Genomic DNA, 23,173 nt, shown 5'->3' on the forward strand with positions numbered 1-23,173 from the left:
GGGTTTTTTCATGGCCGTTGTGTGGCCGGGCCTACGGCTCCAGCCCGACGCGCAGCACCTCCAGCGGCGGCGCGCTGAGCGGAAACCAGCGCTTGTGGATGGCCTGGAAGCTGCCGTCCCGCTTCATGTCGCGCAGTGCCTGCTCCCAGGCCAGCACCAGCTGCCGCGACGTGCCCCTGGAGAAGGCGAGATACAGGGCCAGCGAGTCCAGCGTCGCGATGCGCTCCACCGTGTTGTCGGCCACGCCCAGCCGCTGCAGCACCTGCGGTACCACGATGCTGCCCTCCGCCCACAGGCGCACGCGGCCGGCCAGCAGCATCCTGGCCGAGTGTTGCGGGTCGGTGGTGGCGGTGACGTTGTAGCCGTGGGTCCGCGCGGTACTCTCGAAGATGCTGCCTCGATAGGCCGCGGTCGGCAGCCGGCGCCGCACGTCACCCATGTCGCGCAGCTGCTGCGCCTGTTCGCGCAGCGCGAACACGTCGGTGCTGGAGATCGCCACCGGCCCCAGCAGCGTCATCTTTCCTTCGCGCTCGGCATTGCGGCCCACGGTGAACAGCAGCACGTCCGGTTCGCTCAGCAGGTGGTGATAGGCACGCGCCCACGGCTGCACCTGGATGACACTGCGGTTACCGGTGCGCTTTTGCAGCGCCTGCACCACCTCCACCGCCATGCCGGCGGCACCATCCTGGCTGTTGCGGAAGCTGAGCGGCGGCCAGTCTTCGGTGTAGATCGCCAGCGCGCGGCTCAGCTGGCTGCAGCCGGCCAGCAGCAGGAGCAGCACAAGGAGGGGGTATCGCATATGAATATCCTGACGGGCTGGAGCGCCAGTTTACTACAGCCGGCGCCGGGGATGGCGCTACGGCTCGTGCCGGAAACAAGCTTGGCCGCAGTGTTGCGGCCAAGCTTGGACGGCAGGGGGCTGCTGCTGTTACAGCGCGTGGGTGTGCTGCTGCAGCCAGACTAGTGCCGCGCCGTCCAGCTGTGGTGCCAGCTGTTCGCGCACGCGGTGGTGGTAGTCGTTGAGCCAGTCGATTTCTTCCTGATTCAGCAGCGTGCGTTCGATGCAGCGCAGGTCGATCGGGCACAGGGTCAGCGTTTCGAAGCAGAGGAAGTCGCCGAATTCGTTGCTGGTGGCGGCCACGTTCAGCAGCAGGTTCTCGATGCGCACCCCCCACTGTCCGGGGCGGTAGATGCCCGGCTCGTTGGAGGTGATCATGCCGGGCAGCATCGCCATGGTCGCGTCCGGCTGCGAGCGCGAGATGCTTTGCGGGCCTTCGTGCACGTTGAGGAAATAGCCGACGCCGTGACCGACGCCGTGGCCGAAGTCGATGCCGTGCTGCCAGATCGGCGCCCGTGCCAGTGCGTCCAGCATCGGCGACAGTGTGCCCTGCGGAAACTGCGCGCGCGACAGCGCGATCATGCCTTTCAGCACCAGCGTGAAGTCATGTTTCTGTTCGGCGCTGGGCTGGCCCACCGCCACCACGCGGGTGATGTCGGTGGTGCCGCCCAGATACTGGCCGCCGGAGTCGATCAGCAGCAGGCCGTCGCCCTCGATCGCGGAATGGTGCGCCTCGGTGGCGCGGTAGTGCGGCAGCGCGCCGTTAGCGTTGAAACCGGCGATGGTGGCGAAGCTGGGCGACACGAAGCCGGGGCGGCGCGCGCGCGCGGCGGTGATCTGCTGGTCGATGGTCAGCTCGGTGATGGCTTCGCGGTTGACCGCGCCCTCGAACCAGGCAAAGAACTCGGCCAGCGCCACCCCGTCCTGCACCATGGTGTCGCGCACGTGCTGCGCCTCGGCCTCGCTCTTGCGCGACTTGAGCAGGGTGCTGGGGTTGATGGTCTCGATCACGGCAACGTTGGCCGCGACCGCGGCGCGCAGGCCGAGGGTCACGCGGCGCGGGTCCAGCAGCAGGCGGCTGTCTGCCGGCAGCGCCGTCAGCGCGGCCTTGGCCTGCTCGTAGCCGGCGACGGCGATACCGTCTGCGGCCAACCTTTCCATCAGCTTGACGTCGACCTTGCCGTCACCGACGAACAGGGTGCCGCCGCTGCCGTTCAGCAGCAGGTGGCTGATGAACACCGGGTTGTAGTTGACGTCGCCGCCGCGCAGGTTCAACAGCCAGGCGATGTCGTCCAGTGTGGAGATGAAATGATGGCTGGCGCCGTGCTGCTGCATCGCGTGGCGCACCGCGGCCAGCTTGTCGGCGCGGGGAGTGGCGGCGTAGGGCGGCAGGTGTTCGTATACCGGCTGGCTCGGCAGCGGCGGGCGCTCAGGCCACACCGCCTGCAGCAGGTCGAGGTCGCTGCGCAGCGGGATGCCGGCGGCGAGGAGCTTGTCCTGCAGCGCGCGGGCGCTGGCCAGGCCGAGCACGTCGCCATCCACCGCCAGCACGTCGCCGGCGCCAAGGTTGGCCGCAAGCCAGTCCAGATGCAGCGGCTGCGCCACGGTCTGGATCTTCATCAGCGCGATGCCACTGCCGGCCAGCTCCTGTTCCGCCTGCACCCAGTAGCGGCTGTCGGCCCACAGGCCGGCAAAATCGGCGGTGACGATCAGGGTGCCGACTGAGCCGTGAAAGCCGGACAGCCAGCGCCGGCCCTGCCAGTAGGACGGCAGGTACTCGGACAGGTGCGGATCGGAGGACGGAATCAGGCAGGCGGCGATGCCTTGCTGTTGCATGTGGCGGCGCAGTGCGGCCAGGCGGGTAAGGATGGTGTGCGTCATCGTGCTTCTCGGTGGGAGATTGTATGCATTCTGCGATGGCGGGGTGTTTTGTGCAAATTATTTTGCCAATTGACGCAATAGTCTGTCTTTTTGTAAATGAATAGGGCATGAAAAAAGCCGGAGCAGGCTCCGGCTTGGTTTTGCGTGCGGCAGGCTTACTTGCGTTCTACCGCCAGCGCCACGCCCATGCCGCCACCGATGCACAGTGTCGCCAGGCCTTTTTTGGCATCGCGACGCTGCATTTCGTGCAGCAGGGTGACCAGCACGCGGCAGCCGGAAGCGCCGATCGGGTGACCCAGCGCAATGGCGCCGCCGTTGACGTTGACCTTGTCGGCACCCCAGCCCAGCTCTTTTGCTACGCCCAGAGCCTGTGCGGCGAAGGCTTCGTTGGCTTCCACCAGGTCGAGGTCTTCCACTTTCCAGCCGGCCTTGTCCAGCGCCTTGCGGGTGGCGGCGACCGGGCCGATGCCCATGATTTCCGGCGCGCAGCCGGTCAGTGCGTAGGACTTGATGGTGGCCAGTGGTGTCAGGCCCAGTTCGGCGGCCTTGGCAGCGGTCATCAGCATCACCGCGGCGGCGCCGTCGTTGATGCCGGAGGCGTTACCGGCGGTCACGGAACCGTCTTTCTTGAATGCCGGGCGCAGCTTGGCCAGCGATTCGGCGGTGCTGCCAACCTTGATGTATTCGTCGTTGGCGAAGGCAACCGGGTCGCCCTTGCGCTGCGGTACCAGTACCGGCACGATTTCGTCGGCGAACTTGCCGGCTTTTTGTGCGGCTTCGGCGCGGTTCTGCGACGCCAGTGCCAGCGCATCCTGCTCGTCGCGGCTGATCTCGTACTTGGCGGCCACGTTTTCGGCGGTGATGCCCATGTGGTACTGGTTGTAGACGTCGGTCAGGCCGTCGGCGACCATGGTGTCCACCAGCTGGGCGTTGCCCATGCGGAAACCGTCACGCGAGCCCGGCAGGATGTGCGGCGACAGCGACATGCTTTCCTGGCCACCGGCGATCACGATTTCGGCATCGCCGTTGGCGATGGCCTGGGCACCCAGGTGCACTGCGCGCAGGCCGGAGCCGCACACCACGTTGAGGGTAGAGGCCGGGGTCGACACCGGCAGGCCGGCCTTGATCAGCGCCTGGCGCGCCGGGTTCTGGCCGGCGCCAGCGGTCAGCACCTGACCGAGGATCACTTCGCTCACTGCTTCCGGCTGCACGCCGGTCTTTGCCAGCAAACCCTTGATAACGGTTGCACCCAGCTCCGGCGCCGGGATTTTGGACAGCGAACCACCAAAGCTGCCGACAGCGGTACGCAGGGCGGCAACGATCACGATATCTTGCATGAGAGTTTCTCCACGAGTGTGTTTGCTTATTATTGGCTACAGTGCTGTTGTGCGACGCACAAGAAACACTGTAGCACAATCATGAACCGGGTTGATTACTGCATGGCCGCCAGTTGCGGCATGGCTTTGGCCTGCACGTACAGACCCGGTGCCGGGCACAGCGGCGGCAATTCCTTGCTGCCCATTGCCTTCGGTGCGGCCACTTTCTTGCCGGACTGCGGTGCCAGCCAGCCGTCCCAGTCTTTCCACCAGCTGCCAGGCATGCTCTGCGCGGTTTCCAGCCAGGTATCGGCATCGGCGGCCAGGGTTTCATTGACCCAGTAGTTGCGCTTGTCCTTGGTCACCGGGTTGATGGAGCCGGCAATGTGGCCGGAAGCGCCGAGGATGAAGCGGCGCGAGGCGGCGCCTTCCAGGAACTTGACGCCGTCGAAGGCCGATTTCCACGGCACGATATGGTCTTCACGCGCGGCGAAGATGTACACCGGCACCTTGATCTTGCGCACGTCGATGCTGACGCCGCACAGCGTGATGCTGTCCGGCTTGGTCAGCGCGTTGCGGTCGTAGAACTCGCGCAGGAAGAAGGTGTGCATCGGCATCGGCAGATCCACCGCGTCGTTGTTCCAGTACAGCAGGTCGAACGGTGGTGGCGTCTTGCCCAGCAGGTAGTTGTTGACCACGTAGTTCCATACCAGGTCGTTGGCGCGCAGGCTGGCAAAAGTACGGCCCAGCTCCTTGCCGCTGACGATGCCGCCGTTGCCGGCAGCCAGTTTGGCGGCGCGGCCCTTGAAGAAGTTGTCATCGAGGAACACCTTGATCTCGCCCGGATCGGTGTGGTCGATCAGCGAGGTCATGAAGGTGGCGGAATCGATGTAGTTCAGGCCGCGCGCTTCCATCACGCACAGCGCGGTGGTGAGGATCACGCCGCCGATGCAGAAGCCCAGCGCGTTCATGCTGCTCTGTTTGGTGATCTTGCGCACCGCTTCGGCCGCGGCGATCACGCCTTCCTCGATGTAGTTGTCCCACTGGTACTGCCGCATCTCCGGCGTCGCGGATTTCCAGCTGACCAGGAACACGCGGTAACCCTGGGCCACGAAGTGGCGCACCATGGAGTTGTCCGGCTGCAGGTCCATCAGGTAGTACTTGTTGACGCAAGGCGGCACGATCAGCAGCGGCTTTTCGTACACTTCGCCGGTGGTCGGCGTGTACTGGATCAGCTCCATCAGGTCGTTGCGGAACACCACTTCGCCCGGGGTGCAGGCAATGTTCTTGCCGATCTCGAACTTGGTTTCGTCCGACATCGAGATGTGACCCTTCTGGATGTCTTCCATCATGTTCTTCATGCCTTCGACCAGGCTCTCGCCCTTGGTCTCGATGGCCTGCTTGATCACTTCCGGATTGGTCAGCATGAAGTTGGTCGGCGCCATGGCGTCGACGTACTGGCGGGTAATGAACGCCAGCCGTTCCTTGTCTTCGCCTTCCAGATGGGTCTGGTCGGCGAGGTCGGTCATCCATTTCGAGGTCAGCAGGTAGCTTTGCTTGATGAAGCTGTAGAACGGATGCTCGTTCCATTCCGGTGCCGAGAAACGGCGGTCAGTGCTCGCCGCCGGGGCAGCGGCAGCACCATTCTGGCCCAGGAACTGCATCCACAGGTTCATCTGCTGCTGGTACAGGTTGTTCTGCATCGCGATGAACTGGGTGGCGTTGTTGACCATCTGGTTCCAGGCGCCGGCCATCGGGTTGGCGGCATCTTGCGGTGTCAGGCCGCTGCTCATGGAGTTGACGAACTGCTGCATCCACTTTTGATTGGCCTCGGACAGATTGGCAAAAAAGCTGTCCAGCGGGTTGGGGGTTTCCTGGCTCATTGGTTCTCCTTCGAAAGTGGAAAGACGATCAAGCACCATCCCGCCCTGCATGCAGGCTGTTTTCTTGCTGGCACTGTCGGTAGATGGTTACGACTGTACCACCGCTTTATGACAAAACACAGCGCCTTATTGTTGCAGCGCAGGAATATCGTTGCGGGCTCGCAAACGCCATGCCAGCAGCCGCAAGAACAGCCGTCCGGGCGGGTGGTGCGGATGATGGCAGCAGTATAACTTGTCTCATGCTTTTGGTATGTTGCGATGCATCAATCGCTGGTTTGAGGCGAGCTGGCGAGGTTGGCCGCAGTGGCGGCAAGGTTGCCCTGTGGCGACAGGAAAATCATACTGCAACCGAGGCTGCGCTTTGCCTGTCGCCGGCCCGTTTTGCATGGCAGCACTGCCGCGGCCGGCAGGCCACTCATACCCATTTCAGAATAAGGAAACATTCATGCACGTGCAGCTGTCGGGGACCGCGCAGCGGGTGAATACGGTGTTCTGCATCGGGCGCAATTACGCCGCCCATGCCGCCGAGCTTGGCAACGCGGTGGAAAGCGAACCGGTGGTGTTCCTGAAGCCGAACGCGGCGCTGCTGCGCGAGGGCAGCCCCATCGTGCTGCCGGACTACTCGCAGGAGGTGCACTACGAGTGCGAGCTGGTGCTGCTGATCGGCAAGGACGCCGACCACGTCGACGAAGCCGACGCGCTGTCCTGCATCGCCGGCTACGGCCTCGGCTTGGACCTGACCGCACGCGACGTGCAGTCCGAGGTCAAGGCCAAGGGACTGCCGTGGACCAAGGCCAAGGGCTTTCGCGGCGCCGCCTGTGTGTCGGATTTCGTTGCGGCCAACCTTGTTGCCGATCCGGCGCGGCTGCAGTTCAGCCTTCGCATCAACGGCGAGCTGCGCCAGCACGGCGACACCGCGCTGATGCAGTTCCCGGTGGCGACCATCGTCAGCTACCTGTCGCGCATCTACGGCCTGCGTGCCGGCGACCTGGTGTTTACCGGTACGCCGGAAGGGGTGGGGCGGTTGCAGGGCGGTGATCGGCTGCAGCTGGAACTGCCGGGGCTGCTGCAGGCGGCGTGGCAGGTGGCGCCATGAGCAAGGCAAGGTTGGCCGCAGGTGCGGATGACGACAAGGTGCGGCTGGACAAGTGGCTGTGGGCGGCGCGCTTTTACAAGACGCGGCAGCTGGCGCACGAGGCGCTGGAGCTGGGCCGGGTGCTGGTCGGCGGCGAGCGGGTCAAGGGCTCGCGGGTGGCGAAGGAGGGCGACCAGTTGCTGATCCGCATCGAGCGGCTGGAGTACAAGGTCACCATCCTGGCCTTGGCGACGCAGCGACGGCCGGCCAAAGAGGCGCAGCTGCTGTACAGCGAGAGCGAGGCATCGGTGACCGCGCGCGAACACCAGATCGCGCTGCAAAAGGCCGAACACGCCAGCTATCCGCACGGCGATGGCCGGCCGACGAAAAAGGCGCGCCGCGACATCTCCCGTTTCAAGGACAGCTGGTGAGCGATAGGCGGGGGCCGGCAATGGCGCTATCATGCCGCCCCGCGCCTGTTTTTGCCCTTGCCTGAAAGAAAATCCGCCATGCCCGCCGTTGCCGACCTGCGTCCGTTCGCCGCGTTCTACTTCAGCTATTTCGCCTTCCAGGGCCTGTTCGGTCCGTTCTGGGGGCTGTACCTCGAATCGCTGTCGTTCAGCACGGTGCAGATCTCGGTGCTGATGGCACTGTCGACGCTGGCACGCATCGTGGCGCCGGGGCTGTGGGGCTGGCTGGCCGACAGGCGTGGCCGGCGGCGCAGCATCATCCTGTCGACCTCGCTGCTGTCGGCGCTGGCGTTTGCCTTTGTCGGGCTGGACAACGGCTTCTGGTGGGTGTTCGTCAGCCTGGCAGTGTCGCACTTCTTCTGGGCGGCGGCGCTGCCACTGGTGGAGGCCAGCACCGCGCACCTGACGCGCGCCACGCCGGGGCGCTACAGCCGGGTGCGGGTGTGGGGCTCGATCGGTTTTGTCACGCTGTCGCTGGTCGGTGGTGCCTTGCTGGAGCTGCTCGGGCTTCGCAATCTGCCGTGGGCGGTGCTGGCGCTGCTGTTGCTGATCGCGCTGGCGGCCTGGTTCGTGCCGGAGGTGCACGCCGCGCCGCGCAGTACATCGCGACAGTCGATTGCCGGCACCCTGCGGCGGCCGCAGGTGCTGGCGCTGTTTGCCTGCTGCTTCCTGCTCGCCTTCGGCATGGGGCCGTACTACACCTTTTATTCGATCGGCCTGCAGCAGGCCGGCTACGGCAAGAGTGCCATCGGCTGGCTGTGGTCGGTGGGGGTGATCTGCGAGATCGGCGTCTTCCTGCTGATGCCGCGGCTGATGGCGCGCTTCACGCTGGAGCAGCTGATGCTGGCATCCTTGCTGGTGACCGCGCTGCGCTTCGTGCTGATTGCGCTGCTGCTGGCGCAGCCGGCGGTGGCGGTGTTCGCGCAGACATTGCACGCCTTCACCTTCGGCGTGCACCACGCGGCGGCGGTGGGGCTGATCCACCGCTACTTTGCCGAGCAGCACCAGGCGCGCGGCCAGGGGCTGTACGTGATTGCCTCCTTCGGCATCGGCGGCAGCGCCGGTGGCCTGCTCGGCGGCGTACTGTGGCCGTATGGCGGGGTGACGCTGACCTTTGCCGTGTCCGCGGTGGTGACCTTCATCGGCGTGCTGGTGAGCTGGCGCTGGCTGCGCACGCCGTCTGCAATGACGCATGGCTGAGCAAGGTTGGCCGCAGTCGCCGCGCGGCGTGCTTACGCCGACAGCAGCATCACCAGCTTCAATCCCGGCGCATTGGCCAGCCGCAGCGTCAGCTGCTGGTAACTCACCCGTCCCAGCTGCGCGTGGTTGAATGCGCGCTCGCCGCCTTCGCGGCCCTGCACGTCCTGCTGCCGCCACAGGCTGTCGAAGTCGCCGCTCTGCCGGCGCAGGCCGTCGAGCAGGGCGCCGACTTCGCCGTCATCACGACGGGCGCTGATCTCGGCGCGGAATTCCGCCACCATGCGGCGCGCCCGTGTCGGCCAGTCGTCAACCAGCTGCGGCGCCAGCGGGTGCAGGAACATGAAGTGCAGCAGATTGTGGCGCGGCTCCGGCTGGTCCAGCCAGCCGCGGAACAGGGTAGCGGCCTGCGCGTTCCATGCCGGCACGAACCATAGCCCGTCCAGCACATAGGCCGGGTCGGCGATCTTGCCGACCGCCAGCGCCAGTGCCTGCTGCGCCTCCGGATCGCTGGCGAGGTGGGTGTCGTCCGGATTCTTCTGCCCGGCGAGGTTGAACAGGTAGTCGCGTTCGGCGCGGCTCAGCAACAGTGCGTCGGCCAGCCGTGCCAGCGTGGCGGCCGATACCGACTGGGTGCGGCCCTGCTCGATCCAGGTCAGCCACGTCGGGCTGATGCCGCACAGCGCGGCGACTTCCTCGCGGCGCAGGCCCTTGGCGCGGCGGCGGCTGCCGGCGGGCAGGCCGGCCTGCTGTGGCGACACGCGCTCACGGTGGCTGCGGATAAAGTCGCCCAGCGGGCTGGTGTGGCGCTCGTCGTTCATGGTGGTGGCGGCTTATCTTGGTAGTATCACTACTAGTATAAATGCTTATCTTGTACTAGGAACCGGCTTGATCAATGATAGGGCTACTACGCATGGCCCGCAGCCGGCCCAAGGTTGGCCGCAACGGCCTGTTCCGCCTGGGGCGGACGTGACAGAATGACCGGATCCACTGCCGGAATGTTGTCGGCAAACTCATCGGGAAAACAGAACCATGACCGCACAGACCCTCTACGACAAGCTGTGGAGCAGCCACGTGGTGCACGAAGAAGCAGACGGCACCGTATTGCTCTATATTGACCGTCACCTGGTCCACGAAGTGACCAGCCCGCAAGCCTTCGAAGGCCTGAAGCTGGCCAATCGTCCGCTGTGGCGCGTGGATTCAGTGGTGTCGACCGCCGACCACAACACGCCGACCGACCACTGGGACGAGGGCATCAAGGACCCGATCTCGCGCCAGCAGGTGGAAACGCTGGACGCCAACATCAAGGCCTTCGGCGCGCTGGCCTACTTCCCGTTCAAGGACAAGGGCCAGGGCATCGTGCACGTGATGGGGCCGGAGCAGGGTGCCACCCTGCCGGGCATGACCGTGGTCTGTGGTGACAGCCATACCTCCACCCACGGCGCTTTCGGCGCGCTGGCGCACGGCATCGGCACCTCCGAGGTCGAGCACGTGATGGCTACCCAGACGCTGGTGGCGAAGAAATCCAAGAACATGCTGGTGCGCGTCGACGGCAAGCTGCCGGCCGGCATTACCGGCAAGGACGTGGCGCTGGCGATCATCGGCAAGATCGGCACCGCCGGCGGTACCGGCTACGCCATCGAGTTCGGCGGCGAAGCGATCCGCGAGCTGTCGATGGAAGGCCGCATGAGCCTGTGCAATATGGCGATCGAGGCCGGCGCCCGTTCCGGCCTGGTGGCGGTGGACCAGAAGACCATCGACTACGTGAAGGGCCGCCCGTTCGCGCCGAAGGCCGAGCAGTGGGACGCCGCCGTGGCGTACTGGAACACCTTGCACAGCGACGACGGCGCGCAGTTTGACGAAGTGGTGGTGCTCGACGCCGCCGCGATCCAGCCGCAGGTGACCTGGGGCACCTCGCCGGAAATGGTGACCGACATCAACGGCCGCGTGCCGGACCCGGCGCAGGAAAACGATCCGGTGAAGAAGGGTTCCATGGAGCGTGCGCTGGCCTATATGGGCCTGCAGGCCAACACCCCGATCAACGAGATTCCGGTGGACATCGTGTTCATCGGCTCCTGTACCAACAGCCGTATCGAAGACCTGCGCGAAGCCGCCGCGGTGGCCAAGGGCCGCAGCAAGGCGGCCAACGTCAAGCAGGTGCTGGTCGTGCCGGGCTCCGGTCTGGTCAAGGCGCAGGCCGAGGCCGAGGGGCTGGACAAGGTGTTTGTTGCTGCCGGTTTCGAATGGCGCGAGCCGGGTTGCTCGATGTGTCTGGCGATGAACGCCGACCGCCTGCAGCCGGGCGAACGTTGCGCGTCCACCTCCAACCGCAACTTCGAAGGCCGTCAGGGCCAGGGCGGCCGTACCCACCTGGTCAGCCCGGCGATGGCCGCCGCCGCCGCGGTGGCCGGCCACTTCGTCGACATTCGCGCGCTGTAAGCGGGCCAGAGCTAGGAGAACAGACATGACAATGCGACTTCTGACTGCGCTGGCCTTGCTGGCGGCAGTCACCGGATGCAATACCGTGGCCGGTGTCGGCCAGGATCTCAGAAACGCAGGTTCCGCCATCGAAAGGGCAGCACAATGAAGGCATTTACCACCCTTGACGGCCTCGTGTGCCCGCTGGATCGCGCCAACGTCGATACCGACGCCATCATTCCCAAGCAATTCCTGAAGTCGATCAAGCGTTCCGGCTTCGGTCCCAACCTGTTCGACGAGTGGCGCTACCTCGATCACGGTGAGCCGGGCATGGACAACAGCCAGCGGCCGCTGAACCCGGACTTCGTGCTGAACTTCCCGCGCTACGCCGGTGCGCAGGTACTGCTGGCGCGCGAGAACTTCGGTTGCGGCTCTTCGCGTGAACACGCGCCGTGGGCACTGGAAGACCAGGGCTTCCGCGTGGTGATCGCGCCGTCGTTCGCCGACATCTTCTTCAACAACTGCTACAAAAACGGCCTGCTGCCCATCGTGCAGCCGGCGGACGTGGTCGACCAGCTGTTCCGCGAATGCGAAGCGGCCGAAGGCTACACGCTGCAGGTGGACCTGCCGACGCAGACCATTACCACGCCGTCCGGCAAGGTGTTTGCCTTCGACATCACCGAGCATCGCAAGCATTGCCTGCTTGGCGGTCTGGACGAGATCGGCCTGACGTTGAAGCACGAAGCCGAGATCAGGGCTTTCGAAAGCAAGCACCGCGCGGCGCAGCCGTGGCTGTTTGCCTGAACCCACCACCAAAGGTTGGCCGCAGTGCGGCCAACCTTGTCCTCCACGCTACGGGATAAAGATCATGAAAATTGCAGTCTTGCCAGGTGACGGCATCGGTCCGGAAATCATTGCCCAGGCGCAGCGCGTGCTGGAAGTGTTGCGCAGTGACGGCCTGCCGATCGAGATGGAGCAGGCGCCGCTGGGTGGCGCCGCCTACGACGAGTTCGGCCATCCCTACCCGTCGTTCACGCAGAACCTGTGTCGCGACGCCGACGCGGTGCTGCTCGGCGCCGTCGGTGGCCCGCAGTACGACAACCTGGAGCGCGCGCTGCGTCCGGAACGTGGCCTGCTGGCGATCCGCAAGGATCTCAACCTGTTCGCCAACCTGCGTCCGGCGATCCTATATCCGGAACTGGCCAACGCGTCGACGCTGAAGCCGGAAGTGGTATCCGGCCTCGACATCATGATCGTGCGCGAGCTGACCGGTGACATCTACTTCGGCCAGCCGCGCGGCATCGCCGTCAACGAGCTGGGCGAGCGCGAGGCGTACAACACCATGCGCTACAGCGAGGGCGAAATCCGCCGCATCGCCCACGTCGCCTTCGGCATCGCCATGAAGCGCGGCAAGAAGCTGTGCTCGGTGGACAAGGCCAACGTGCTGGAGACCACCGAGTTCTGGAAAGAAATCATGATCGACGTGGCGCGCGAGTACCCGCAGGTGGAACTGTCGCACATGTACGTCGACAACGCCGCGATGCAGCTGGTGCGCAACCCGAAGCAGTTCGACGTGATGGTGACCGGCAACATCTTCGGCGACATCCTGTCCGACGAGGCCTCGATGCTGACCGGCTCCATCGGCATGCTGCCGTCGGCATCGCTGGACCAGAACAACAAGGGCCTGTACGAGCCTAGCCACGGCTCGGCACCGGACATCGCCGGCAAGGACCTGGCCAACCCGCTGGCCACCATCCTGTCGGCGGCGATGATGCTGCGCTACACCTTCAACCAGGAAGCCGCCGCCCAGCGCGTGGAAAACGCGGTGAAAACGGTGCTGGCACAGGGCTATCGCACCGCCGATATCTTCGAGACCGGTTGCGAGAAAGTCAGCTGCTCCGGCATGGGCAATGCGGTGGTAGCGGCCTTGTAATTTGCATCTTTAATGTTGTTTGAATAAAAAACGTCAGCCCCATTGTGCGTGCCGCTGTTGCCCTGCACAATGGGGCTGATCACTACATAAAGCCGGTCTGTCAAGAGATGGCTGGCGAGACAGTTTCAAACACCCAAGACATTCAGGAGAATTATCGTGCGAGTAGGTTTTGTTGGCTGGCGCGGCATGGTCGGTTCCGTGCTGATGCAGCGCATGCTGGAAGAGAATGATTTTGCCGTTATCGACGAACCGGTGTTTTTCACGACCTCCAATGTCGGTGGTGCCGCCCCCAACGTTGGCCGCGACGTGCCGCCGCTGAAAGACGCGCGCAACATCGACGAGCTGAAGGCGATGGACGCCATCGTCACCTGCCAGGGCGGTGACTACACCACCGAGGTGTACGCCAAGCTGCGCGAGGCCGGCTGGAACGGCTACTGGATCGATGCCGCCTCCACGCTGCGCATGGAAGACAACGCCATCATCGTGCTCGACCCGGTCAACAACAACGTGATCGAAGCCGGCCTCGCCAATGGCGTCAAGGATTTCATCGGCGGCAACTGCACCAACTCCATCATGCTGATGGGTATGGGCGGGCTGTTCCGCGAGGGTCTGGTGGAGTGGGTGTCCTCGATGACCTACCAGGCGGCCTCAGGCGGCGGCGCCAACCACATGCGCGAGCTGCTGAAGGGCATGGGCGTGGTACACGCCGCGGTAGCCGACGAGCTGGCCACGCCATCGTCCGCCATTCTCGACATCGACCGCAAGGTGGCCGCCACCATCCGCGAAGACGTGCCGACCGAGTTCTTCGGCGCGCCACTCGCCGGCGGCCTGATCCCGTGGATCGACAAGCAGCTCGACAACGGCCAGTCCAAGGAAGAGTGGAAGGGCCAGGCCGAGGTCAACAAGATCCTCGGTAACACGGCGACCATCCCGGTCGATGGCCTGTGCGTGCGCATCGGCGCCATGCGCTGCCACAGCCTGGCGCTGACCGTGAAACTGAAAAAAGACCTGCCGCTGGAAGAGATCGAGGCCATCATCAAGTCCGGCAACGACTGGGTGAAGTGGGTGCCGAACGACCGCGACATCACTGTCAAGGAATTGACACCCGCCGCCATCACCGGCGGTCTGCAGATCGGCGTCGGTCGCGTGCGCAAACTGAACATGGGCGGCGAGTACCTGTCGGCCTTCGTGATCGGCGATCAGCTGCTGTGGGGTGCGGCCGAACCGCTGCGCCGTATGTTGCGGATCCTGATTGAACGCTAAAATAGTGCGATACTGTTAGCCAAGGGCGCCAACGGCGCCCTTTTCGTTTTCTAGAACTGGATAAAGAATGTCTGAAACCCTGCGTATTGCTGTTGTTGGTGCCACCTCGCTGGTTGGCGAGGCCGTGCTTGAATTGCTGGCCGAACGTGCGTTGCCGATCGGCCGCGTGTTTGCGCTGGATGTGGCGGAAAAGGACGGCGAAACCGTGTCGCTGGGCAATCTCGAGCTGGATGTGGCCACGGTGGATGACTTTGACTTTGCCAACGCCTCGCTGGCGATCTTTGTCGGCGGCAGCGAACTATCGCGCCGTTTCGTGCCGGAAGCACGCAACGCCGGTTGTGCCGTGATCGACTTCAGCTCGGTATACCGGCTGTCCGAGGACGTGCCGCTGGTGGTGCCCGGCATCAACGACGCCGCGCTGGATGATCTTGGCGAAGGCCTGCTGCTGGCGGTGCCGAACTGCACGGTGACACCGGTGGCCAAGGCGTTGGCCGCACTGCAGGCCAGCGGTCTGGAGCGGGTCACCATCGCCAGCTACCAGTCGGTCTCCGGTACCGGCCGCGCCGCACTGGAAGAGCTGGCCAACCAGACCACCGCGCTGTTTGGCGCCCGTGACATCGAGCTGGAGGTCTACCAGAAGCGCATCTCCTTCAACGTGCTGCCGCTGATCGGCGACGTCGACGAGCAGGGCAGCAGCGAAGAAGAACAGTCGCTGGTCGACGAGCTGCACAAGGTGCTGGCCGAGCCACAGCTGCGGGTCGAAGCCAGCTGCGTGCGGGTGCCGGTCTTCTTCGGTCACGGCTGGGCGGTGACACTGCAGACCCGCGACCCGTTGACTGCGGACAAGGCGCGCGAGCTGCTGGCTGCCGGCGGTCTGCAAATCGTTGACGATCCGCGTGGCGAACTGCCATATGTCACGCCACTGGAAGCGTCCGGCAACGAGGCGGTCTGGGTCAGCCGCGTGCGGCAGACCGCCGGCGGTACCGTGTCGTTCTGGCTGGCGGCCGACAATGTCCGCGCCGGCGCCGCAGAGCCTTGCGTGGCGCTGGCCGCAGCCCTGATGAAGCGTGGCTATTTTGCCTGAGCCGGAATCTCAAGGTACTATGTCGCTATACTGATTTGGCTATTCGCTTGCAAGATTTATCAGGCCGGTTTAAAAATCGGCCGTCACCACGCTTATGCAAATGGTGGATAAATGAGCGGCAACGGCGCTAGAGCAAAACAACACACCGAAAGGTAGCAAAAAAGAATGCTGGCCAAGAAAAAACTGAGCGTATTAATGCTGTCAGTGGCATTTTCTTCTGCAGCCTGGGCGGGTTTGGGGGGGGTCGTCGTCAAGTCCAATCTTGGCGAACCGTTGCGTGCCGAAATCGAGCTGAGCAGCTCGGATGGCGATGTGCAGCGGGTTGGCCTGGCTACCCTGGATACCTTTCGCGAGTTGAAAGTCGATTACGCGCCGCTGCTGAGCAGCTTGCGTTTCACGTTGGCCCAGCGTGCCAACGGCCGGCCGTATATCCGGGTCACGTCGCTGGCGCCGATCAGCGAGCCTTATCTGCGCTTTGTGGTGGAAGCGAAAATGCCGAGCAGCCGTTCGGTGCGCGAATATACCGTGCTGCTGGATCCGGTCGATTATGCGTTGCCGGCCAATCCGGCACCGGCACCGGCACCGGCACCGGTTGCGGCCCGTCCGCCGAGCGAGCGGCTGGCACCGGCGCCAAGGCTACCGTCTCCGCCGCGTGCCGCGCGCGAAGCCGTCAATCGTGCATCGCCGGACCGTATCAGCGTGCGCTCGGGGCAGACCCTGCACCAGCTGGCGGCGTCATTGGCGCTGCCCAATGTTTCGCTGCGCCAGGTGATGGCCGCGCTGCTGGAGGCTAATCCGCAGGCCTTCGTCGCCGGCAACCCCGACCAATTGCGTGCCGGTGCGCGCCTGAAAGTGCCGCCACTGTCACAAATCCGCGCTCTGGGGCGTGAACGCAGCAACAGCCTTCTCGCCGCCGATCGTGCTCCGCAGACTACTGCGGCAGCACCCGTTGCCGCCGCCGCAGCAGCGCCGGCAGTGGCACCCGCCAAACCGGCTGCCCCTACGGAACAGCTGGTGAAGCTGGAGCCGGTGACCGCTCCCGCCTCGGCGCCAGCGGTTGACGCCTCCGCCGTGGTCTCCGAACAGGCGCTGCAACTGCAGCAGGCGCAACAAAAAATCACCGAACTGGAAAAACGCCTCAATGCGCTGCAGGCGGCGGCGTCGCCGCAACCGGCACCGGCCGCCGAGGAGCGCGGCGAGCCGTTGCTGGACCAGATCATGGCCTACTTGCCGCTGATTGGCGGTGCGCTGGCTGCGGTCTTGCTGGGGCTGGCTGCCATCATCATGCTGCGCCGCCGTCGTGCCGCGGGTTCGGGCCACGCTGGCGCGGCCAGCACTCTGCGCAAGCAGTCGCTGCACCAACCCAATACCGAGCCGATGACCGCCGGCAATACTTTCCTCACCGACTTCACCCGTAGCGGTACCGGCGGCGCCGAGGCCGGCGATGTCGACCCGATCGCCGAAGCCGAGGTCTACCTCGCCTACGGCCGCGACCAGCAGGCCGAGGAAATCCTGAAAGAAGCACTGGCGAAAGACCCGACCCTGCACGAAGTGCGCGCCAAGCTGCTGGAAATCTACGCGTCACGCCAGGATCGTGTCGCCTTCGAACCGCACGCAAGAGCGCTGCACGACGCGCTGGGCGGGCAGGGCACGCTGTGGGACAAGATCGCCAAACTGGGTCGCGGCATCGATCCCGCCAATGCCCTGTATGGCGGTGTTGCCGTCGCCGGCGAGGCGGTGGCCGACGATGCCTTCACGGCGTCACCGATGGACATCGACCTCGACAACGAACTGATGGGTAGTGTGCCGGCCGCCGCTGCGGCAGTGGCGGAGCCGGTCGCGCTGGCCGTGGACGATGATCCACTGCGTGCGGCCCTGCTCGGCGACGATCCGTTCGCCGTGGATGCGCCACCCAAGGCGCTGGCGCCGGAGCTGGATATCGAAAGCCTGCTGGCCAGCGCCGAGCAGGTGGTGGCGGAACCGGCTCCGCCCGAACCGGAGCCGGAGGAGAACAAGCACATGCTGGACTTCGATTTTCAGCTGGACGAGCCGGTGAACACCGCGAGTCCGCTGGAAACGTTGGCCGCAACTGAGCCGGACGCCAATAGCGTCGATTTCGACTTCGGTCTGGACAGCCTGGGCGCGGAAACGCCGGCAGTCAGCACCGAAGGCATGTCGGTGTCGGACGATCCGCTGTCGACCAAGTTGGATCTGGCCCGTGTCTATCTGGACATGGGGGACAAGGATGGTGCGCGCGAAGTGCTGGAAGAGCTGGTGGCCGAGGCCGGCGGTTCGCTGAAGCAGGAAGCCGCCAACCTGCTGTCCTCGCTTTGATGCCAGCGCTGGCGACCGCCGATGAAAACCAACGCTAGTCATCCAAGTTTTGCCCTGCGCCCGGTGCTGGCCGGCCTGCTGACCGCCTGCGCGGTACTGCCGGCCTGGGCCGGACTCGGCGCGCTGCGGGTGCTGTCGACGGCCGACGAGGCGTTTTATGCCGAGGTTGCGGTCGAGCCGGAGGCCGGACTCAGCGCGCCGACGGCGTCGCTGGCGTCGCTGGAGCGTTATCCGATGCTGGGGTCTTACGCCGAAGCGGTGCGCCAGCTGGCGATCCGCACCAGCGAGGTATCGCCCGGTCGCTACCTGATTACCTTGTCCGGGCCGGTGCTGCCTCGTGAACAGGGCCTGCATTTTGCCCTTGAGCTGTCATGGCCTTCCGGCCGTGCCATTCGCGAGTACCACGTGCCGGCGTCCGGGCAGTGGCCGGTGACGCCCGACAAGAAACCTTCGCCGCACAGTGCCTTGCCGGCGGAAAAACCGAGTTTCATCACCGGTGCTGCCGCGCCTGCTTTCGGTGCCGGGCGTTTGCTGTCGGTGCGCGGGCTGCCGCTGCGCATGGAAGTCGAGCTGCTGGGCGACTGGCCGATGGCCGATCACGCCAGCCAGTTCCAGCTGGCGGCGCTGCACGGGCTGGGCGATGCGCAAGCGGTACGCTTTGCGCTGCGCAGCCGTGGCGGGCGTCAGTTCTTGCGGTTGCATCATCCGCAGCCGGTGACCAGCAGCCGCATCGGTTTTGAATTGCAGGCCCGGCTGGGCGAGGCCGAGGTGGTGCGCCGTTTCAGTGTCGCCGTGCCGAAGGCCGGCCAGCGCTATCGCAAGCACGTGGCCCCGTCGGCGCAGGCGCTGCCGGTGGACGGCTATCGCGTCAAGGCGGGGGACAGCCTTAATCGGCTGGCGCAACGCTACGCCCCGGCGGCGCGGCAGGCCTGGATGGCGGCGGTGCTGGCACGCAATCCGCAGGCCTTTGCCGGCGGTGACCGCGACCTGTTGTTTGCCGGTGCCTGGCTGGTGTTCCCGGAACACAAGCCGGCGCCCACTGCCAGCACGCACGACTCGTTGGCGACCGCCCCGGCCAAGGCTGCGGCGACACCATCGGCTTCAGTCGCGCCGCCGGCCCCGGTCTCCTCTGCGCCGTCAGTCGCAACGCCGCAGCCGTCCGAGCAGATCGGCCAGCAGTTGAAGGCGGCGCAGCAGCGCATGAAATGGCTGGAAGCGGAAATCGGCCGGCTGGAGGCCAGTCCGGCGCCCGTAGCGGCCAGTGCCGCGCAGACCATGCCGCCGTTGTCGGACAGCGAAACGGCGTTTCTTGATGGCCGCTTGACGGAATGGGTGCTGACCGGTGTCGGCGGTATTTCCGTGGCCAGCCTGCTGGCGTGGATGCTGCTACGGCGCCGCAAGCAGAAACCGGCGGACAGCGCTGCGGAAACCGGCCAGACACCGGCCGCGATGCCGCCCGTGGTGGCGGTAGTGTCCGCGCTCGTGCCGCCGCCCGCGCCGGCCGACGAGATCCGGCTCGATACGGTCGACGTACTGGCCGAGGCGGACGTGCTGCTGGCTTATGGCCGTAGCGAGGCGGCCGAGAGCCTGCTGCGCAATGCCCTGCGCGCCGAGCCGGAACGCGAGGATCTGCGCATCAAGTTGCTCGACCTGATCGCCGCGCAGGGCAATCACGGCGAGTTCGAGGCGGTGGCGCTGGATGTGCTGGCGGTGTTCGGCCCACTGAGCGGGCTGTGGACGCGGGTGCAGCAGTTGGGCGCCACGCTGGACGCGGACAACCCGCTGTATCGCGCCATCGAGCGCCCGATGAGCGAGCCCGTGGTGCTGGCGTCCGCGCCGGCCGAGGTCGAGGCGCCCGAGGTGCCATTGCCGGCGGCCGCTGCGGCGATCGCGGCGCCGCTGCCGCCGTCGGCGCCAGTGGCGCCGGAGCCGGAGTTGCCTGAGTTCGTGGCGCCTGAGCCGGTGGTCGCGCGCCGTGTCACCGACTTCGCCGCCAATGACCGGCAGCCGGTATCGGTGGCCGGTGAGCTGTCGGAGCAGGCGGCGATTGCCGAGCTGGCGCAGCTGTATCGCGAGATGGGTGACAGCGAGATGGCCGATACCCTGCTGCGTGATGCCGGGCTGCTGGAAGCGCCCAAAGAAGCGGTGGACGGTTCCTGATCGTGCGCGGCCATCCCGCGCTGGCGCTGGTGGCGTGGTTGCTGCTGGTGCTGGTGCTGCAAGCCTGGTCCTGGCCGGCGCTTTCCCTGTTGTTCCTGTTCTGCCTCCCCCAGTTATGGCGCCAGCTGTGCCTGGCGTTGCGGCGCATGCGCTGGCTGCTGCTGACCCTGCTGCTGGTTACCGCCTGGTCGGTGCCGGGTGATGCGCTGTTCGCCGCCGCGTGGTCGCCGTCGCGGCAGGGGCTGACCCTGGCACTGCAGCAGCAGTTGCGGCTGCTGTTGCTGATGGCGAGCCTGCGCTGCGTCTGGCTGCAATTGGGGCAGCAGGGCATGCTGCAGGCGCTGGCGTGGTTGCTGCAACCGCTGGCGCGGCTCGGCCTGCCGCTGGAGCGCGTGCTGCTGCGGCTGGGGCTGACGCTGTTTTATGCCGAGCACTGGTTGCAGCATCCGCCGGCGCTGAGCCTGGCGGCGTGGCGCGCGGCGCTGGCGGCGCAACTGACACAAGCCCCGGCGGATGAGGTAAAGTTAGGCTTTTCGCCGTGGACCATGCGTGACACGTTGGCCTTGTTGCTGCTGTTGCTGTTGTCCGGCTTACTCGTGAAAGTGGGACAATGAGAGTTGCGTTGGGTGTGGAGTATGACGGCCGTGCGTTTTCCGGCTGGCAGACGCAACCCGGTGGTAACACCGTGCAGGACAAACTGAACCAGGCGCTGTCGCGCATTGCCGGCCATCCGGTGACGACCCTCGCCGCCGGCCGTACCGATGCCGGCGTGCACGCGCTGATGCAGGTAGTGCACTTCGACAGTGATGCCATCCGCCCGCTCAATGCCTGGGTGCGCGGCGTCAATGCCCACCTGCCACCCGAGATCGCCGTGGTGTGGGCGCGGGAAGTCAGTGACGAATTTCATGCGCGCTTTTCCGCGTTTTCCCGCTCGTACCGCTATTTCCTGCTGACGCACCCGGTGCGCCCCGGGCTGACCGCCGGTCGCGTCGGCTGGTACCACCAGCCGCTGGATGTGGCCGCGATGCGCACGGCGGCGGCGGTACTGCTGGGGCGGCACGATTTTTCCAGCTTCCGCGCGGCGGAGTGCCAGGCCAAGTCGCCGCTGAAAGACCTGCAGCAGCTGGACATCAGCGAAGTCGACGGCCTGCTGCGCTTCGACCTCACCGCCGACGCTTTCCTGCACCACATGGTGCGCAATATCGTCGGCGCGTTGCTGTATGTCGGCAGGGGCAAGCTTGATACTGCCGGCATGGCGGCCTTGCTGGCGGCGACGGACCGTACCAAGGCGCCGCCGACCTTCATGCCCGACGGCCTGTACCTGACCGGTGTCGGCTACCCGGCGCAGTTCGAACTGCCGTCGCAGGCCCAGGCCGCGCGCCTGACCCTGTGGAGATAAGATGAGCGTTCGCATCAAAGTATGTGGTTTTACCCGCGTCGAGGATGCGGTGGCGGCGGCCAACCTTGGCATCGACGCCATCGGCCTGGTGTTCTACGACAAGAGCCCGCGCCACGTCGGCATCGCGCAGGCGCAGGCCATCATCGCCGCGCTGCCGCCGTTCGTGACCGTGGTGGCGCTGTTCGTCAACGCCACGCGCGAGGAAATCGAAGCCGTGCTGGCGCAGTGTGCCATCGACGTGCTGCAGTTCCACGGTGAAGAATCGCCGGCGTTCTGCCGCAGCTTCCACCATCCGTACCTGAAGGCGGTGCGGGTGCAGCCGGGGACCGATCTGCAAACGTTGGCCGCGCAGTACCATGACGCACGCGGCCTGCTGACCGATGCCTTTGTCGAGGGCGCGCACGGCGGCACCGGCAAGACTTTCGACTGGACGCTGATCCCGGCGCAGCTGCCCTTGCCGCTGATCCTGTCCGGAGGACTGGACGAGCACAATGTTACCGATGCCGTGCGTCGCGTACGCCCGGCGGCGGTCGACGTCTCCAGCGGTGTCGAGACCGGCAAGGGCATCAAGAGTCCGCAGCGGGTGGCGGATTTCGTCGCCGCGGTGCGGGCGGCACAGAATTAACACGGCGCGCCACCGCGTGCCGCTACCATCATCAAACCATCAGGAGCATTCCATGAGCAGTTATGACTTCCCCGATGCACGCGGTCACTTCGGCCCGTACGGCGGTGTCTATGTAGCGGAAACATTGATGGCAGCCCTGGACGAGCTGAATGCCGAGTACGCCCGTGCCAAGGCTGATCCGGCGTTCTGGCAGGAATATCACTACGAGCTGAAACACTTTGTCGGCCGCCCAAGCCCGATCTACCACGCCAAGCGCTGGTCGGAACAGCTCGGCGGCGCGCAGATCTACTTCAAGCGCGAAGACCTCAACCACACCGGTGCGCACAAGGTCAACAACACCATCGGCCAGGCGCTGCTGGCGCGGCGCATGGGCAAGAAGCGCGTGATCGCCGAGACCGGCGCCGGCCAGCACGGCGTGGCCTCGGCCACCGTCGCCGCCCGCTACGGCATGGAGTGCGTGGTGTACATGGGCTCGGAAGACGTGAAGCGCCAGGCGCCGAACGTGTTCCGCATGAAGCTGCTCGGCGCCACCGTGGTGCCGGTGGAGTCCGGCTCCAAGACGCTGAAGGACGCGCTCAACGAGGCGATGCGCGACTGGGTGACCAATATCGACAGCACCTTCTACATCCTCGGCACCGCCGCCGGCCCGCATCCGTACCCGATGCTGGTGCGTGACTTCCAGCGCATCATCGGCATCGAGGCCAAGGAGCAGATGCAGGAAATGGTCGGCCGTCAGCCGGACATGGTGGTGGCCTGCGTCGGTGGCGGCTCCAACGCCATCGGCATCTTCCATCCTTATGTCGAGGTGGAAGGCGTGCGCCTGGTCGGCGTCGAAGCCGGTGGTGACGGGGTGGCCACCGGCCGCCACGCGGCACCGTTGTCGGCAGGCAAGCCGGGCGTGCTGCACGGCTTCCGCAGCTACCTGATGCAGGACGAGAACGGCCAGATCATCGAGACCCACTCGGTGTCCGCCGGCCTCGACTACCCGGGCGTCGGCCCGGAGCACAGCCTGCTGAAGGACATCGGTCGCGCCGAATACGTGGCCATCAACGACGACGAGGCACTGAAGGCGTTCGAGGACTGCTGCCACCTGGAAGGCATCATCCCGGCGCTGGAATCCAGCCACGCGCTGGCCTATGCTGCCAAGATCGCGCCGACCATGGCCAAGGATCAGATCATTCTGGTCAACCTGTCCGGCCGTGGCGACAAGGACATCAACACCGTCGCCGGTCTGATGGGCCTGACCCTGTAAGGTGGCCAGGGTTGGCCGCACTGCGGCCAACCTTTGCCGCTCCCC

20 protein-coding genes are annotated in these 23,173 nt (G+C 65.5%); 15 read left to right on the plus strand and 5 right to left on the minus strand.

What is annotated here, in order from left to right; all coding sequences use genetic code 11:
- Nucleotides 1-31: 31 nt before the first annotated feature.
- From NOM55_RS09695 to NOM55_RS09710, 4 genes are all read right to left on the minus strand, one after another.
- On the minus strand, nucleotides 32-799 hold the full coding sequence (locus tag NOM55_RS09695) for an ABC transporter substrate-binding protein (RefSeq protein ID WP_255908417.1): 768 nt from the start codon (nucleotides 797-799) through the stop codon (nucleotides 32-34).
- A gap of 129 nt (nucleotides 800-928) precedes the next feature.
- On the minus strand, nucleotides 929-2,719 hold the full coding sequence (locus NOM55_RS09700) for an aminopeptidase P family protein (protein WP_255908418.1): 1,791 nt from the start codon (nucleotides 2,717-2,719) through the stop codon (nucleotides 929-931).
- A 155-nt stretch (nucleotides 2,720-2,874) separates the two neighbouring features.
- Nucleotides 2,875-4,056, minus strand: coding sequence for an acetyl-CoA C-acetyltransferase (locus NOM55_RS09705; RefSeq protein ID WP_255908419.1), 1,182 nt, complete (start codon nucleotides 4,054-4,056; stop codon nucleotides 2,875-2,877).
- A 95-nt stretch (nucleotides 4,057-4,151) separates the two neighbouring features.
- Nucleotides 4,152-5,918, minus strand: coding sequence for an alpha/beta hydrolase (locus tag NOM55_RS09710; RefSeq protein WP_047967137.1), 1,767 nt, complete (start codon nucleotides 5,916-5,918; stop codon nucleotides 4,152-4,154).
- A gap of 445 nt (nucleotides 5,919-6,363) precedes the next feature.
- On the opposite strand from NOM55_RS09710, the gene NOM55_RS09715 reads away from it, so the two are divergent.
- The 3 genes from NOM55_RS09715 (at nucleotide 6,364) to NOM55_RS09725 (ending at nucleotide 8,663) form a co-directional block, all read left to right on the plus strand.
- Nucleotides 6,364-7,014 carry a fumarylacetoacetate hydrolase family protein gene (locus NOM55_RS09715; protein ID WP_255908421.1) on the plus strand — a complete coding sequence of 217 codons (651 nt, stop codon included), beginning with the start codon at nucleotides 6,364-6,366 and terminating at the stop codon, nucleotides 7,012-7,014.
- A complete protein-coding gene (locus NOM55_RS09720; protein ID WP_255908422.1) occupies nucleotides 7,011-7,424 on the plus strand; it encodes an RNA-binding S4 domain-containing protein in 414 nt (137 codons plus the stop codon). Before NOM55_RS09715 ends, NOM55_RS09720 begins: the two co-directional genes overlap by 4 nt.
- Nucleotides 7,425-7,502: 78 nt before the next feature.
- On the plus strand, nucleotides 7,503-8,663 hold the full coding sequence (locus NOM55_RS09725; RefSeq protein ID WP_255908423.1) for an MFS transporter: 1,161 nt from the start codon (nucleotides 7,503-7,505) through the stop codon (nucleotides 8,661-8,663).
- Between the two features lie 32 nt (nucleotides 8,664-8,695).
- Here the strand turns inward: NOM55_RS09725 and NOM55_RS09730 are convergent, their stop codons facing one another.
- The gene (locus NOM55_RS09730) at nucleotides 8,696-9,481 is read right to left on the minus strand and encodes a helix-turn-helix transcriptional regulator (RefSeq protein ID WP_255908424.1); all 786 of its coding nucleotides are present in this window, start codon (nucleotides 9,479-9,481) and stop codon (nucleotides 8,696-8,698) included.
- Nucleotides 9,482-9,692: 211 nt separating this feature from the next.
- Here NOM55_RS09730 and leuC point away from each other — a divergent pair, with 211 nt between their 5' ends.
- The 12 genes from leuC (at nucleotide 9,693) to trpB (ending at nucleotide 23,128) form a co-directional block, all read left to right on the plus strand.
- Nucleotides 9,693-11,099 (plus strand): 3-isopropylmalate dehydratase large subunit, encoded by a 1,407-nt coding sequence (gene leuC, locus NOM55_RS09735; protein ID WP_255908425.1) that lies wholly within the window; start codon nucleotides 9,693-9,695, stop codon nucleotides 11,097-11,099.
- 31 nt (nucleotides 11,100-11,130) lie between these two features.
- The gene (locus NOM55_RS09740) at nucleotides 11,131-11,247 is read left to right on the plus strand and encodes an entericidin A/B family lipoprotein (protein ID WP_202902737.1); all 117 of its coding nucleotides are present in this window, start codon (nucleotides 11,131-11,133) and stop codon (nucleotides 11,245-11,247) included.
- Nucleotides 11,244-11,882 (plus strand): 3-isopropylmalate dehydratase small subunit, encoded by a 639-nt coding sequence (leuD, locus tag NOM55_RS09745; protein WP_255908426.1) that lies wholly within the window; start codon nucleotides 11,244-11,246, stop codon nucleotides 11,880-11,882. Before NOM55_RS09740 ends, leuD begins: the two co-directional genes overlap by 4 nt.
- Nucleotides 11,883-11,946: 64 nt before the next feature.
- On the plus strand, nucleotides 11,947-13,011 hold the full coding sequence (gene leuB / locus NOM55_RS09750) for a 3-isopropylmalate dehydrogenase (RefSeq protein ID WP_047967131.1): 1,065 nt from the start codon (nucleotides 11,947-11,949) through the stop codon (nucleotides 13,009-13,011).
- 156 nt (nucleotides 13,012-13,167) lie between these two features.
- A complete protein-coding gene (asd, locus tag NOM55_RS09755) occupies nucleotides 13,168-14,274 on the plus strand; it encodes an aspartate-semialdehyde dehydrogenase (protein ID WP_211329242.1) in 1,107 nt (368 codons plus the stop codon).
- 67 nt (nucleotides 14,275-14,341) lie between these two features.
- Entirely contained in the window at nucleotides 14,342-15,358 is a 1,017-nt protein-coding gene (locus tag NOM55_RS09760) for an aspartate-semialdehyde dehydrogenase (RefSeq protein WP_255908427.1), read from the plus strand.
- Between the two features lie 195 nt (nucleotides 15,359-15,553).
- A complete protein-coding gene (locus NOM55_RS09765; RefSeq protein WP_255908428.1) occupies nucleotides 15,554-17,692 on the plus strand; it encodes a FimV/HubP family polar landmark protein in 2,139 nt (712 codons plus the stop codon).
- Nucleotides 17,693-17,713: 21 nt separating this feature from the next.
- Nucleotides 17,714-19,852, plus strand: coding sequence for a FimV family protein (locus NOM55_RS09770; RefSeq protein WP_255908429.1), 2,139 nt, complete (start codon nucleotides 17,714-17,716; stop codon nucleotides 19,850-19,852).
- A gap of 2 nt (nucleotides 19,853-19,854) precedes the next feature.
- Nucleotides 19,855-20,466: a hypothetical protein gene (locus NOM55_RS09775; protein WP_255908430.1), complete on the plus strand. Its 612-nt coding sequence runs from the start codon at nucleotides 19,855-19,857 to the stop codon at nucleotides 20,464-20,466.
- Entirely contained in the window at nucleotides 20,463-21,251 is a 789-nt protein-coding gene (gene truA, locus NOM55_RS09780) for a tRNA pseudouridine(38-40) synthase TruA (RefSeq protein WP_255908431.1), read from the plus strand. Before NOM55_RS09775 ends, truA begins: the two co-directional genes overlap by 4 nt.
- A 1-nt stretch (nucleotide 21,252) precedes the next feature.
- Complete coding sequence (locus NOM55_RS09785) at nucleotides 21,253-21,876, plus strand: phosphoribosylanthranilate isomerase (RefSeq protein ID WP_255908432.1); 624 nt, start codon at nucleotides 21,253-21,255, stop codon at nucleotides 21,874-21,876.
- Between the two features lie 52 nt (nucleotides 21,877-21,928).
- Nucleotides 21,929-23,128: a tryptophan synthase subunit beta gene (trpB, locus tag NOM55_RS09790; RefSeq protein ID WP_120811087.1), complete on the plus strand. Its 1,200-nt coding sequence runs from the start codon at nucleotides 21,929-21,931 to the stop codon at nucleotides 23,126-23,128.
- Nucleotides 23,129-23,173: the final 45 nt, after the last annotated feature.

The organism is Vogesella sp. AC12 (genome assembly GCF_024437575.1).
In the GTDB taxonomy this organism is placed as follows: Bacteria; Pseudomonadota; Gammaproteobacteria; order Burkholderiales; family Chromobacteriaceae; genus Vogesella; species Vogesella indigofera.

Coding starts and splice junctions, on each gene's coding strand:
- NOM55_RS09695 (WP_255908417.1), bottom strand. CDS start 799: ATGCGATACCCCCTCCTTGTGCTGCTCCTGCTGCTGGCCGGCTGCAGC.
- NOM55_RS09730 (WP_255908424.1), bottom strand. CDS start 9,481: ATGAACGACGAGCGCCACACCAGCCCGCTGGGCGACTTTATCCGCAGC.
- NOM55_RS09765 (WP_255908428.1), top strand. CDS start 15,554: ATGCTGTCAGTGGCATTTTCTTCTGCAGCCTGGGCGGGTTTGGGGGGG.
- NOM55_RS09785 (WP_255908432.1), top strand. CDS start 21,253: ATGAGCGTTCGCATCAAAGTATGTGGTTTTACCCGCGTCGAGGATGCG.
- truA (WP_255908431.1), top strand. CDS start 20,463: ATGAGAGTTGCGTTGGGTGTGGAGTATGACGGCCGTGCGTTTTCCGGC.
- NOM55_RS09715 (WP_255908421.1), top strand. CDS start 6,364: ATGCACGTGCAGCTGTCGGGGACCGCGCAGCGGGTGAATACGGTGTTC.
- NOM55_RS09725 (WP_255908423.1), top strand. CDS start 7,503: ATGCCCGCCGTTGCCGACCTGCGTCCGTTCGCCGCGTTCTACTTCAGC.
- NOM55_RS09720 (WP_255908422.1), top strand. CDS start 7,011: ATGAGCAAGGCAAGGTTGGCCGCAGGTGCGGATGACGACAAGGTGCGG.
- trpB (WP_120811087.1), top strand. CDS start 21,929: ATGAGCAGTTATGACTTCCCCGATGCACGCGGTCACTTCGGCCCGTAC.
- NOM55_RS09710 (WP_047967137.1), bottom strand. CDS start 5,918: ATGAGCCAGGAAACCCCCAACCCGCTGGACAGCTTTTTTGCCAATCTG.
- leuB (WP_047967131.1), top strand. CDS start 11,947: ATGAAAATTGCAGTCTTGCCAGGTGACGGCATCGGTCCGGAAATCATT.
- NOM55_RS09705 (WP_255908419.1), bottom strand. CDS start 4,056: ATGCAAGATATCGTGATCGTTGCCGCCCTGCGTACCGCTGTCGGCAGC.
- leuD (WP_255908426.1), top strand. CDS start 11,244: ATGAAGGCATTTACCACCCTTGACGGCCTCGTGTGCCCGCTGGATCGC.
- NOM55_RS09760 (WP_255908427.1), top strand. CDS start 14,342: ATGTCTGAAACCCTGCGTATTGCTGTTGTTGGTGCCACCTCGCTGGTT.
- NOM55_RS09700 (WP_255908418.1), bottom strand. CDS start 2,719: ATGACGCACACCATCCTTACCCGCCTGGCCGCACTGCGCCGCCACATG.
- leuC (WP_255908425.1), top strand. CDS start 9,693: ATGACCGCACAGACCCTCTACGACAAGCTGTGGAGCAGCCACGTGGTG.
- NOM55_RS09770 (WP_255908429.1), top strand. CDS start 17,714: ATGAAAACCAACGCTAGTCATCCAAGTTTTGCCCTGCGCCCGGTGCTG.
- NOM55_RS09740 (WP_202902737.1), top strand. CDS start 11,131: ATGCGACTTCTGACTGCGCTGGCCTTGCTGGCGGCAGTCACCGGATGC.